The organism is Paenibacillus sp. FSL E2-8871 (assembly GCF_038000345.1).
GTDB lineage: Bacteria > Bacillota > Bacilli > Paenibacillales > Paenibacillaceae > Paenibacillus_AQ.
Window position 1 is genome coordinate 3,466,761 of the sequence record NZ_JBBOBV010000001.1, and the last position, 13,082, is coordinate 3,479,842.

Consider the following 13,082-nt stretch of genomic DNA (forward strand, 5'->3'; position numbering starts at 1 on the left):
TATATTTATCACCTTAAGCAGAGCTTCGGACACCAGTGCCACTAATTATAAGGAAGAGAGCAATCTTTGGTGTTTTTTAGGCCAATAGCGACTATGAGGTGCGATAGCGATCCAAATCTCGAAAAAAGCTGCGTTTAAGGGTAGCTGTGTCCGATAGCTGCTGCGTTCGCGCAAATAAATGATCAAATCAAACGAAGTGTTAACTTACTAATTCCCGGATGTTATTAGATATATTTCTACAAACTCAACTTCCAGTCCCGAGAGTTTTTTTATCTTGCAAAATATAACTATGAAATACATCACAATTTTATATTGACAGTAAATGTATACGGACTTATGATAAGTCCAGCATAAATGATAACGATTATCATTCACATATAAAAAAAGGGGTGCTTCATTCAATGAAATTCACATATGCCGTGCCTGCAGGTCTACTTGCAGCCTCCATACTATTTACCGGGTGTGCCAGTAACAACAATAACAGTAATAGCAACACTAGCAATAATAACTCTGCAAATGCTGCTGCTAACAGTACCAAGGCAACAAATACATCTGATACTACTACAGCAACTACTGCCGACTTTACATCAGCGGTTGAACAATATCGTACATATGTCATCGAGCAATGTGATGAATTTGTAAAGCAAACAGAAAATTTCACGAACGCAGTTAAAGAAGCAAAGATTGAGGATGCAAAGGCACTTTATGCGCCAGCCCGCATGTATTACGAGCGAATTGAGCCGATTGCAGAAGCACTTGGTGATTTGGATCCGAATATTGATGCCCGTGAGAATGACGTAGATGCTGCTGAATGGCGTGGCTTCCACAAGCTTGAGAAGGCGCTGTGGCAGGACAATACAACCAAAGATATGACCGAAGTTGCAGATCAATTATTGAAAGATGCCCAGCTTCTGCGTGCAAAAGTAGAGACCGTAGAGATCGATGCCAATCTGCTCGTTACTGGTGCTGTAGAACTGCTTAATGAGGTTTCTTCATCTAAAGTAACAGGTGAGGAAGAACGTTACTCCCACACAGATCTGTACGATTTCGTCGCTAATGTGGAAGGCGCCCAAAAGATATACGAGCTGTTAAAGCCAGAACTGGCGAAAAAAGATGCTGAGCTGGAAAAAACGATTGGTGAACGGTTTGCAGCCTTACAAGCTGAGCTTGCTCCTTTCAAATCTGGAGATGGATATGTTTCCTATGAAGAGCTGAAGGAAGAAGATGTGCGTAAGTTGAGTCAGAATTTGGATGCCTTGGCTGAGCCATTGTCCAACATGGGAACTATTCTAGGAGTGTGATCATCATGAATAAGCAAAATAGATCTACCGGTTTACCAGCGAATGCAGAGGGTGCCCCTCTCAATGAAGAAACCAAGAGCAGTCTTATATTAGATAAAAAACTAAGCCGCCGCGATATGCTGCGGCTTACTGGCGCCACTAGCCTTGGTCTATTATTAGGTGGTGGAGGTGTTGGTGGAATTATGGCTGCGCGCAATGCCGTAGCTGAGCCAACAGTAACCTCCGATGCTGATTCCATTCCTTTTTACGGGAGTCATCAGGCCGGCATTCTAACCCCTGCGCAAAATTTTATTTACTTCGCAGCCTTTGATCTGACCACAACGAAGCTATCCGATGTAAAAAAGCTAATGCAAGCATGGACAACTGCCGCAGCTTCTCTTACTACTGGCAGCCTCATTGGCGACGTCAATGACAACCCTAATCTCCCACCCTCCGATACAGGTGAAGTGGATGGTTTAAACCCTTCACGCTGTACGCTTACCTTTGGTGTCGGCCCTTCTTTTTTTGACAACAGATTCGGTTTATCTTCCAAGCGTCCAACCCTATTAGCCGACCTTCCAGCATTTACGGGAGACAACCTGGATCCTAAGTGGTGTGGTGGAGATATTTGTGTCCAAGCATGTGCTGATGATCTGCAGGTGGCCTTCCATGCCATCCGAAATCTGGCACGTATCGCCCGTGGCACAGCCGTACTCCGCTGGACACAGGAAGGCTTCCAGCGCACAGGAACAGCAGATCCTAAGGGAGCGACGCCGCGTAATCTTCTAGGTTTTAAAGACGGCACAGGAAATCCAGATACTACGAACGAAGCAGAAATGAACGAAGTGGTCTGGAACAGCAGCAGTGACGGTCCTTCATGGATGAGCGGCGGCACTTATATGGCAGTTCGCCGTGTACGTTTCCGAATTGAGGTCTGGGACCGTTCTTCTCTGAGCGATCAAGAAGCCACCTTCGGCCGTTATCGTCATAACGGAGCACCTATCGGTGCAAAGGATGAATTCGATGATCTGAATCTGAAAGCGGCTGATGCTTCCGGGAAGCCCGTCATTCCGCCGAATTCACATTCAGCCTTAGCGCATGGTGACGGCACCGTCAAAATGCTGCGCCGCTCCTACTCCATTTCCAGCGGATTAGATATCGCAACAGGTCAACTCGATGCAGGATTATTATTCATCAGCTTTCAACGGGATTTAATGAAGCAATTTGTTGCGATCCAGCAGCGCCTCTCGAAAAGTGATCGGCTAAACGAATATATGACGCATACAGGCAGTGCGGTATTTGCCTGTTTCCCAGGTATTCGCAAAGGCGGCTACATCGGGGAAGCACTTTTAGGCTAAGCCAGCCCTAATTTTCCAATCGAATGTTCCTGTCCATTATTGAAAGGGGATTATCCCGATGTACTCTCTTAATAAACGGCTGCTATCGAAGGCAGCCGTACTGATTCTGTTTAGCATCATATGTATACTGATGCTATCTATCCCGGCGGGGGCGAAGGGTGATGGCTCGGTCGACGAGCTGCTGCCGCCAGTCGGCAGCGCACTCGTCGAAGCCGGCCAGAGCCGCTGGGACGCGGCCGCCGCCGATGTAGAAGCGTTCGCTGCGCTGTGGCGCACCGCGAACGCGAACACGCCGGACCCGGCACTTGCCGGTCCGGCTGCCGCCGTTGACGCCGCGCTTGCAGACGCGGCGGCGGCCCTTGCGGCGGGCGATGGTGCGCCCGCCAAAACGGCACTGTCCACGCTCGCAAGAAGCGTGGACGCGTATGTCACCGCCGCCTCCGGCACGGACGGCGGTGACACTGGAGCCGCCGGCCAGGAGACGGCGGCGAAGCTGTTGCCCGCGGCGGAGCGCACGCGGGATGCGGTGCGCAGCGCCGACTGGAGCGCGGCAGCGGCAGCTTACCGCGACATCGTCAGCGGATGGAAGCCGGCAGAGCGCAACATCCGGGCCGACAATTCCGCCGTCTACAGCTTGCTGGAGACGAAGATCAGCCTGCTGCGCATTGCGCTGCAGGCAGAACCGCTCCGCGAGGAGTCGGCGAAATCAGAAGCAGAAGCCTTATATCAGCTGCTTGCTGATTACAGTGAAGGCAAAGCAATAGATGCTGGGGATACTTCCGGTAAACCAGCATCTATTGAAGGACTGATCAGCCATCTGAGCAAAGCTTCTTCCACCGCCAAAGCAGGCAACAGCGCAGAAGCAGCTAATATCATGGAGCAATTCATCGTAGATTGGCCCTCTGCTGAAGGACAAGTACAGATCGCATCTCCAGCGGTCTATACCAATATTGAGAACGAAAGTGCAGCAGTCACTGGCTATCTGCTCTCTAATCCACCTAAGCTAGATCAAGCCTTAAAGATCATGGATAATATGGTCACTGAGCTGACTCCTTTGGCTGGTGAGACAACCTATAATGCTTGGGATGCTGCGCTAATTCTTCTGCGTGAAGGACTGGAGGCGATCCTCGTATTGTCTGCCCTTCTTGCCTACCTTAAACGTGATGGCAACACAAAAGCACAGAAGTGGATTTGGTCTGGCGCAGCTGTAGGACTTGTAGCGAGTATCGGATTAGCCGTTCTACTCACCTATACCATTTCCCGCGCCGCATCTGGTGGAGCACGCGAGATGATTGAAGGCATCACAGGTCTTGTAGCCGTCATTATGATGCTTACCATTGGACGCTGGCTGCATAGTAAATCAAATACCGCAAATTGGAACAACTATGTTGGACGGCAAGTGGATGGAGCATTAGCCAAGGGCAATCTCTGGTCTTTGTCCTCCGTAGCAGCGCTTGCGATTTTACGTGAAGGAGCAGAAACCACCATTTTTTATGTAGGGATGGCCCCTTCCATTAAAGTGTCTCAATTGCTGCTAGGGATCGGTAGTGCTCTAGTCATTCTAGCAATTGTAGGTTACGCAATTATTGCCTTAAGTGCGAAATTGCCGATTGCCGCCTTCTTCCGTACAGCTACACTTCTTATTTACTATTTAGTATTCCGCTTTCTCGGAGAGAGCATTCACTCCCTTCAAGTCGCAGGGAAACTACCCGCACATGTACAGGATGGGTTACCTTCTATTAGCTGGCTCGGGATGTATCCAACTTGGGAAACTTTAGTGCCTCAGCTGCTTGTCCTTGCGTTTATTGTGTGGGAGATGCTGCGCAATAGAGCACCAAAAGCGTCACAAACTGTATAACTACAAAGAAAAAAACGGTTGTCATCTTTTAACGATGACAACCGTTTTTTGTAGATTTTAAATGAAGCCGATCCTCGGACCTTTACATTAGAAATGAAACTAGATGTACCGGTCCGTCACGCCCGTTAGGTTACGCCGGTTTAGTCCGGTAATCCCTTGCAACTACAGTCTAATTTATGAAATGGATTCCATAGCAAGCTTTTTATTTGCAAAGTAATTTACGGACGATATGATAGAATAAAAAGACTAGAAACTACACACAAGCACCAAAGGGAGGCTGTTGTTCTCGAATGGCTAATATAAAAGAAATCGCCCGTATGGCTGGTGTTTCCGTGACAACGGTCTCGCGAGTACTCAATAATCATCCTTATGTAAGTGAAACCAAACGAACCGCTGTTTTAAATACGATTGAAAAGTTAAACTACACGCGTAATATGAATGCCGTGCATCTAATTACCGGCCGTACCCACGCCATTGCCGTTATTATCCCTAATATCAACCTTTTTTATTTCTCTGTAATTATTGAAGGCTTAGCCCAAGAAGCGTTGCTAGCGCAATACCGTTTAATTCTGTGCCAGACCGATTATCGTCATGAAGAAGAACTCAAGGTACTGGAGATGCTGCGCAACAAAGAAATTGACGGCGTGGTAATTGTATCTACGAGAATGAGCTCAGAAGTCATTGATGAATATACAGCATATGGCCCGATAGTCATCTGCCAAGATAGAGGTGAACGCCGCTTCTCTTCTGTGTATATCGAACATTATTCCGCTTTTCGCTCCGGCCTGCAGTACTTGCATGATAAGGGGTATGAACAGATAGGTTACTGTGAAGGCAGACAACATGGCAGCAGTAGTTCTATCCGGCAAATTGCCTTTAGTGACTTTCTAGCCGCTACAGGCCAGCCTTTTCAGGAAGATTGGATGATGTATAACTGTATGAATGAAGAGGACGGTGGACGTGTACTGCACCAACTGCTGAAAATGAAGAACCGTCCTAATGCCCTAATTATTTCAGGCGATCATGTGGCAGCCGGTCTAATCATCGAAGCGTGGAAGAACGGTATCCGTATTCCTGAGGATCTGGCCGTCATCGGATTTGACGACCAGCCGATCGGACGTCTTTTAGGTCTAACCACCATAGATAACCAGTTACCCGAAATGGGCGTTACAGCTTTTCGGATCATCTATGATCAGATCCAAAATAATGACAGTCATCCTGTACACCGTAAGCTTGAGTATCGCATTATTGAACGTTCTACGGTATAGCACGTTTCAAGTATTGTTCAAAAACGGTCCACCTCGCAGTCTTCTGTGAGTGGGCCGTTTTTATTTAAATAGAAGAGAGACTAATAATTCTCGCATATTATCCTTATTGTATTCATTTTTACCCCTTGCATCCGGATAGATTTTGTTTTATTCTGAGTATGAAAATAATTTTCTTATTTGAAGAAGTAATTTTAAAAATAATTTTAAAAAGCTACATTAGAAGTCGAGGTGGATTGATGTCCCCAATTTTATATGCACTTGAGCATGAAAAGTCCAAGCTGTCTCAAATGGAGCGCAAGCTGGCGGAACGGATCCTGTCATCACCAGGTGAAATCGTTCATATGGGCATCACAGAACTCGCGGAGCAATGCGGTATTAGTCCTGCTACTATCACACGTTTTTGTAAGGTTCTACATTTTAAAGGCTTCCCAGATTTCAAAGTAAAGCTGGCGGCTGAAATTGCTCATAGCGATGCAGCGCCTCAGGATGGCAGTTCTTCTTATCAGGATATCGTTGCAGGTAACCCGCTTTCCGTAATTGTGGAAGCGATGCAAACGAACCACCTGACATCCATTCGGGATACTACTTCACTCCTAGATCTGGAACGATTACAAGCAGCCGTTAATTTATTGTGCCAAGCACGGCGAGTGGATCTTTACGGGATGGCGACTTCCTCCATTGTCGCACAAGATTTCTATCAGAAGCTGATCCGCATTGGCGTGAATTGCACCGCTTTCGCTGATTCCCATATGCAGATTACATCTGCCTCTTCGCTATCTGAAGGCGATGTCGTATTCGCAGTATCGTATTCCGGAGAAACCCCAGAGACCATTGACGCTTTAACTTGTGCCAAAGCCAGCGGAGCAAGCACCATCGCTCTAACCTCTTACGGCAGCAGCACCTTGGCAACTCTGGCTGATATTCCACTCTTCTCCTCTTCTCTGGAAAAAGGAATGCGCCGAGGAGATATGGCTTCACGTATTGCCCAGCTACACATCATTGATATTTTGTTTACTGGAATGGTCAGCACCCGTTTTGGGGATTTTATTCCTAGACTGGAGCAATCTTATTTGAATGTCCAACATTATCGAAACAAACGAGGAGGTCAATCTTAATGAATATTCTTAAGTTCAATAGTGATGAAGATTTTGTACAAACGGGTGCGAATCTTATCGCCAGCCTGCTTCAAAGCAATCCAAAAGCGGTGCTCGGTCTAGCGACCGGAAGTTCCCCAGTTGGTGTTTATGCCAAATTGGTTGAAATGCACCAAAAAGGACTTGTAAGCTTCTCGAAAGCCACTTCCTTCAATCTTGATGAGTATATCGGATTGCCTGTTGATCACCCGCAGAGCTATCGCAGTTTCATGAACGAGCAATTATTCAATCATATTGATATTGACCCAGGACAGACACATATCCCTAACGGCAATGCAGCAGATATGGAAGCGGAGTGCCTCGCATACGACAAAATGCTGGAAGAGAACGGACCGGTTGACTTGCAGATCCTCGGGATTGGAAGCAACGGCCATATCGGGTTCAATGAACCAGATGCCAATCTGAGCAGCAAAACCCATGTCGTTGATTTGCTTGAAGACACCCGGGAAGCAAATGCCAGATTCTTCGACTCTTTGGACGATGTACCGCGGCAAGCAATAACCATGGGCATCGGCGGCATTCTGAAAGCTCGCCAGATTCTATTGTTAGTACGCGGTGCCGGCAAAGCTGAAGCCATCCGGAATGCCGTTGAAGGTCCGATTACTACCCAGTGCCCTGCATCTTTACTGCAGAGCCATCCGAATGTAATCGTCCTTGTAGATGAAGGAGCAGGAAAATGGCTGAAATAAAGAGAGAAGCAGGAAAATTACTGTTTGGTAAAGTGCTGACTCCCCAAGGATTAATTGAGCATGGCGTGATTGCCGTATCGGGTGAGCAAATTCATTATGCCGGCGAGGCAGCATGGCTTCCAGAGGCTTACGCGCACTGGCCAGCTGATGGTCAAGCTTCGGAAGACCTGCTCATCCCTGGATTTGTAGATGTGCATGTACATGGTGGAGCTGGCCACGACTTTATGTATAGTGATGCTGAATCTTTAAATACCATCACTAAATTTCACAGCTCCCAAGGCACAACTACCATGCTGGCTACGACTATGACTGCCTCTAAGCCAGCCATTGACCAAGTATTTGCCGAAATAAACGCATATCGCGCCACTGAGATGCCATACACACAAATCGCGGGCATGCATTTGGAAGGACCGTTCATCAGCCCAAAATGGTCCGGTGCACAAAACCCTGAGCATATTGTTCTTGCCAATATTGAGTGGCTGGAACAATGGGAGAATGATTATCCGGGCATGATCCGGCAAGTCACCTTGGCTCCGGAACGCGAAGGTGCACTAGAAGCTATCCTCTGGCTCCGTAAGCACGGTATTACCGCCGCTCTCGGTCACACCGATGCTTCCTTTGAAGAGGTTATTGCCGCGGCAGATGCCGGGTTAAATCAAGCCGTGCATATGTTTAATGCAATGACACCGCTACATCACCGCAAGCCTGGAACTGCTGGTGCTGTACTATTCGATAAACGCATACGTGCGGAGATCATCGCCGATGGCATACATGTTCATCCTGCAGCGATTTCTCTAGTGGCTAATCTAAAAAAAGATAACAATTTGTTATTAATTACAGATGCCATGTCTGCAACTGGTCTTAGTGATGGTGAATATACAATCGGTGATTTACCTGTGCTGGTTCAAGATGGCATCGCCACACTTAAAGATAACCCTGCCGCTTTGGCGGGTAGTACACTTACCATGATTCGTGGCTTCCGTTATCTCATACAAGAAGTAGGGCTCAGCTTAGAAGAAGCCTCCCGTGCTGCAAGCCTTACTCCGGCGATATCCATTGGAATGGAGCGTTCGATCGGTACCTTGGAAGCCGGAAAACGTGGTGATATCCTGCGTCTTGACGCTGAATTGAATTTGCGAGGCGTATGGATTGGCGGTCGCCCAGTTACCCTTTAAAGGTGGTTATATAATAAAAAAGCAACAATTCTCGCCACAAAGGTGAGGACTGTTGCTTTTTATTGTTTATAAAATCGAACTATTGATTAATAATTACGCGTCGGGAAAATTCGCTCAACCATCGTTCGGAATTCATCCACAAAACCCTTGATTGGATGACCCGCACGGGCCTCTTCTGCATAAACGTTAACGCGCTCTACAAAGTCTGGGTTTGCTGATACATATACATCCTTAATCGTTGCATCATGTTTTTTAACTTCAGCAGCGATTTTCGCTTTAATTTCTTTAGTTACTGTATCTGTTTCTTTCATATTCATAGTGTTATTTGTATTGTTCATGTGAGTCGAATGAGTACTGTTCATGTGTGTGGAATTACTTCTGTAATTCGTACCATGCGTACTATTGGTGTAGTTTGGAGTGGTACTGCGAATACCCATTCCAGTCCCCAAACCACCATCTGTCATTCCTGTACCTGTTCCGGTTGTTTTTCTGGTTCCCATGCCCATTCCGTTACCAATACCCATTCCCATATTGACATCATGTTTCGAACCGTTGCTATTCAGCAGAGGTCCATTATTATAAGTATGGGTTCTTGTCCCAGTCGTTCCTGTACCTGTTCCCAGACTTCCCATTCCGGTTGTTCCATTTCTGTGAGTACCCGTGCCAAGTGTTGCAGGTCCAGTGCTTGTTGTACCAGGGACTGTATTAACGGTGCCTCTCAGAGCTCCGTTCGTTCCATTCGTTACGGCCCCTGTATCATTCATTCCATCGCGTCCTATTTTCACTCTTCCTGTACCCGACATTACTCCAGTCGGTCCATAATTGTGAGGAACTGTAGACGATTTGGCTCGATAAGATGTAGTACCTTTGGCCCGAAGACCAGTAGTTGTATCATGTAACGTTACGGCGACATACGCATTTTTACCTGCAAGCATTACGTTCGCAGTGCGAACTTCAGGCATAGCAGCAATACGATCAGCAAGCTCCTGACTGACCTCCATTTTAGTAATATTATGCGTACCCATTGTTCCTCCGCGTACGGAGTTTACACCGATACGTCCGTCATTTACCCCCCGGACACTATTAGTTTGCACATTAGTCTTTTCTGCCGTGTTCGTCCCACACCCTGTAATACTCACCAAGCCTAGAAGTAATGCGGCTGAGACTGACATGCTGATCTTGGATCGCATCATGTATTCATCCTCCATCTCTATTGTTGTATGTGTGCAGCGTAACAGTCGTTAGCATGACCTTCCGAAGAACAAGCTATCCTGAAAGGATTTGGAACAATGTCTGTTTACCGTCACCTGCGAATGCACATCGGCGTATCTTATAAACAGTAAGCCGTATTTCAACGAGTCGGTATTGCTCCGCAAAAGTCAGGAGGCACGTGCATGAAAGTTTTATTCACGTTTTATATACCGAGTGGCGGGGTGGAGACTTTAAATAAGCTGCGGTGCGAGAGTCTCCAGCGTAATGGGATCGAATGTCATGTTTTATATCTGATGCCTGGTTCAGGAAGCCAGAATAAGGCTAACTTTCCGGTCTTCATTTCCTCTATAGATGAGGAGATTAAAGAAGTACTTGAGACACATAACTATGATGCCATTATTGTTACATCCGATTATTTATTGCTTAAGCGTCTGCGTGAGCTCGGTTATGGCGGTATTTTGATATACGAATCTCAAGGACTTGGAAAACGGAGTCATGCGGAAGATCTAATCAAAGACGCTATTCCTTATTTCCGCTCCTACTGTAACGCTGTCTTAATCCCACCAACGGATCATTTACTGGAGCTGTTTATTGAAATCTGTCCATGGCTACATCGGTATGTCATTCCCAATATTGTTGATGTTCAGTCCTTTCAGCACATCCCTGCTGAGCCTCCCGCTGATCCGGTCATCGCTTGGGTCGGGCGTCTGGAAAGCAACAAAAATTGGCGCGAATATTTGAGAATTGCCCATCAAATTCGCCTTCACAAACCAAACCTTCATTTATGGATGTTTCATGATCCTGAATTAGCCACAGAGGATCAAAAGCAGCTCTTCCAAGAAGAATTGCAAACCTTAGGTCTGAATGACCGTCTGAGTACCTTTACCAATATTCCAAATCATGTGATGCCGATTTATTATTCCTCGATAGCCAATTCTGGTGGGTTTCTGTTATCCACCTCAGTTACAGAGGGATTTGGATATGCCGTTGCGGAAGCCATTTGCTGCACTTGTCCCGTACTTAGCACGGATTCCGACGGCGTTAGATCTTTTATTGTGCATAATATTTCAGGTAAATTTTATCCTCTTGGCAACATCCAAACGGCCGTCAATGAAGGGCTAGAGCTAATGAACAATATGCCAATGCGAAATGCACTCCGCCAGCAAGGAAGAAATTATATGGTTTCACGTTACGGTACGGAAAAATATGCGCAGTCTTTTCGTGAAATGATGAACTCCTTTGCCATCTTCTAACTGCAAAAGAACCTTCAAACCACTTTTTTTTGTGGATTTGAAGGTTCTTTTATAATTCTGGGACATACTAAGATGGATTCCTTGATACAATCTCAAATAACATATTTTGAAATATTTGTGTACTTTTTTCCCAAGTGAAATCCTGTGAAACCTCTTCACCCTTACGAGCCAATCGTTGGCGTAAAGACGGATCTCTGATTAAGGTTATAATGTCATCTGCAAGCCGATTCTGAAACCGGTAGGACATTAAACAGTTATGACCATGTGTACAATATTCCTTATTCCCACCGGCGTAAACCGTAACGAGCGCTGCACCACAACGCATAGCCTCGATCCCTGGTAACGAACCTGTATCAAACGTACTCGAACTTACAAAAATGTCGCTCTCACTATAGTGGAAACAGAGTTCTGTATCATTCGCTGGAGTTCTTATTTGGTAACGTTCGTCGTTCACTAGGGCTTGTAGCGTTGCAGACTCCGCTTGTTCTTCGGGAGGAGAAATTAAATATATTTCAACCTCTGGATGGTGGGCTTTAACCTTGTTTAATTGCTGAAGTAAATAATCCTGCTCACGGTGAGCTGAGAATCCGCCCTCTGGTTTGCGCATAATCGCGGAAATTACCAGCCTTTTATTACGATCACGGATTTTCGTATTTTTAAAAACAGGACCTACCCCGATCGGTACGATTCTCCCTTTAATCCCATGGTTCATCTGGACAATTCCTTGTTGCCAGTGTGATAGAACCAGTAGGTTAGATGCAATATTATACGATGAAAAAGAACGGCTATTGTCAGGTAAAAAGGTAGGCTCATAACAAAGCGCCAATCGAACATGAATGCCTTTCCCCTCTTCACTTGCCCTCTGTGATACCTCGACTGTGGTATAGAAGTTGGAGATAATCACATCTCCTGCTGGAAAATCGCTTGCTGCCAGTTCTCCTTCTTTTGCATAGATCAGTTTACATTTCATCTCGTATTCTACGACACCATCACTGGGTAAGAGGATCGTCACTTCATGACCCATTTCTGTCAGACGATTAGCCAGCTCCGTGAGCATACGCTGCGCCCCGCCCCTAGTTAGAGTTAGAACAGGAAATATTAATTTCATTTCCCTCTCTCCTTTTGCAACAAGCGTGATAGAACCCGGCGATGTCTTGCTTGTACCTGCTCAATCTCCTTTTTTTGCTCCTCTTTGTGAATCACTGAGCCCATTTCGTTATGAACTCGGTAATCAAGCAGCGGTTCCTCTATATAAGACCATGTATAATACGGCAAAATACGCAACCATAGATCATAATCTTGAGTATACAACAATTTCTCATTAAATTTCCCTACTGTGCGGAAGATATCCATATGGAGAAGAACCGTACTTCCATTCACCGGACAGCCTAACATCATGGTCTCAATAAACTGTGCCCTGCTGTCAAAAATCATACTTATCGTCTCTGAAATCCGCTCACCCTGCTCGTTTACATAATAATAGGCTGTATAATTAAACAAAGTATCTGTGCCCTTGAGCATTTGCATCTGGTGATTGATTTTATTCGGATGAAATAAATCGTCAGCACTTAGCCAGGCAAAATAAGTTCCGGTAGCCACTCCTATCCCTCTGTTTAGCGCGGAGGCGGTTCCTCCATTGCTTTTTCGTATATAAATAATCTTATCCTTGAAGGGCTCAAGCTTCTCCATCCAAAGAGTAGATCCATCATCGATTACAATGATCTCTATGTTCGAATAACTTTGTTCCAAGACGCTTTGAATGGCGAGATCCACATATGGACAGTTATAAAAAGGAATGATCACTGACACTTTAGGTTCTTCACTCATGCGCTCAC

11 protein-coding genes are annotated in these 13,082 nt (G+C 46.0%); 8 read left to right on the forward strand and 3 right to left on the reverse strand.

The features are described from left to right. Positions 1–401 precede the first annotated feature (401 nt). The 7 genes from efeO to nagA all read left to right on the forward strand — a co-directional run bounded on the left by efeO (position 402) and on the right by nagA (position 8,782). On the forward strand, positions 402–1,301 hold the full coding sequence (gene efeO / locus NYE25_RS15820) for an iron uptake system protein EfeO (RefSeq protein ID WP_094872648.1): 900 nt from the start codon (positions 402–404) through the stop codon (positions 1,299–1,301). Positions 1,302–1,306: 5 nt separating this feature from the next. After that, positions 1,307–2,638, forward strand: coding sequence for an iron uptake transporter deferrochelatase/peroxidase subunit (gene efeB, locus NYE25_RS15825; protein ID WP_341146352.1), 1,332 nt, complete (start codon positions 1,307–1,309; stop codon positions 2,636–2,638). A gap of 58 nt (positions 2,639–2,696) precedes the next feature. After that, positions 2,697–4,496 (forward strand): FTR1 family iron permease, encoded by a 1,800-nt coding sequence (locus NYE25_RS15830; protein ID WP_341146353.1) that lies wholly within the window; start codon positions 2,697–2,699, stop codon positions 4,494–4,496. Positions 4,497–4,786: 290 nt separating this feature from the next. Next, a complete protein-coding gene (locus NYE25_RS15835) occupies positions 4,787–5,764 on the forward strand; it encodes a LacI family DNA-binding transcriptional regulator (RefSeq protein WP_341051905.1) in 978 nt (325 codons plus the stop codon). A 236-nt stretch (positions 5,765–6,000) separates the two neighbouring features. Then, complete coding sequence (locus NYE25_RS15840) at positions 6,001–6,879, forward strand: MurR/RpiR family transcriptional regulator (RefSeq protein ID WP_341051903.1); 879 nt, start codon at positions 6,001–6,003, stop codon at positions 6,877–6,879. Then, positions 6,879–7,607 (forward strand): glucosamine-6-phosphate deaminase, encoded by a 729-nt coding sequence (nagB, locus tag NYE25_RS15845; RefSeq protein ID WP_076119467.1) that lies wholly within the window; start codon positions 6,879–6,881, stop codon positions 7,605–7,607. The genes NYE25_RS15840 and nagB overlap by 1 nt, the downstream gene beginning before the upstream one ends. Next, positions 7,595–8,782, forward strand: a complete 1,188-nt coding sequence (gene nagA / locus NYE25_RS15850; RefSeq protein ID WP_341146354.1) for an N-acetylglucosamine-6-phosphate deacetylase — start codon at positions 7,595–7,597, stop codon at positions 8,780–8,782. Before nagB ends, nagA begins: the two co-directional genes overlap by 13 nt. Before the next feature lie 86 nt (positions 8,783–8,868). On the opposite strand, the gene NYE25_RS15855 is transcribed toward nagA, so the two are convergent. After that, complete coding sequence (locus NYE25_RS15855; protein WP_341146355.1) at positions 8,869–9,975, reverse strand: YhcN/YlaJ family sporulation lipoprotein; 1,107 nt, start codon at positions 9,973–9,975, stop codon at positions 8,869–8,871. Positions 9,976–10,176: 201 nt separating this feature from the next. Between NYE25_RS15855 and NYE25_RS15860 the strand changes: the two genes are divergently transcribed. Further along, entirely contained in the window at positions 10,177–11,247 is a 1,071-nt protein-coding gene (locus NYE25_RS15860; RefSeq protein ID WP_042191464.1) for a glycosyltransferase family 4 protein, read from the forward strand. A 67-nt stretch (positions 11,248–11,314) separates the two neighbouring features. On the opposite strand, the gene NYE25_RS15865 is transcribed toward NYE25_RS15860, so the two are convergent. After that, positions 11,315–12,355 carry a glycosyltransferase family 4 protein gene (locus NYE25_RS15865; RefSeq protein WP_341146356.1) on the reverse strand — a complete coding sequence of 347 codons (1,041 nt, stop codon included), beginning with the start codon at positions 12,353–12,355 and terminating at the stop codon, positions 11,315–11,317. Continuing rightward, complete coding sequence (locus NYE25_RS15870; RefSeq protein WP_341146357.1) at positions 12,352–13,074, reverse strand: glycosyltransferase; 723 nt, start codon at positions 13,072–13,074, stop codon at positions 12,352–12,354. Before NYE25_RS15870 ends, NYE25_RS15865 begins: the two co-directional genes overlap by 4 nt. Between the last annotated feature and the right edge of the window lie 8 nt (positions 13,075–13,082).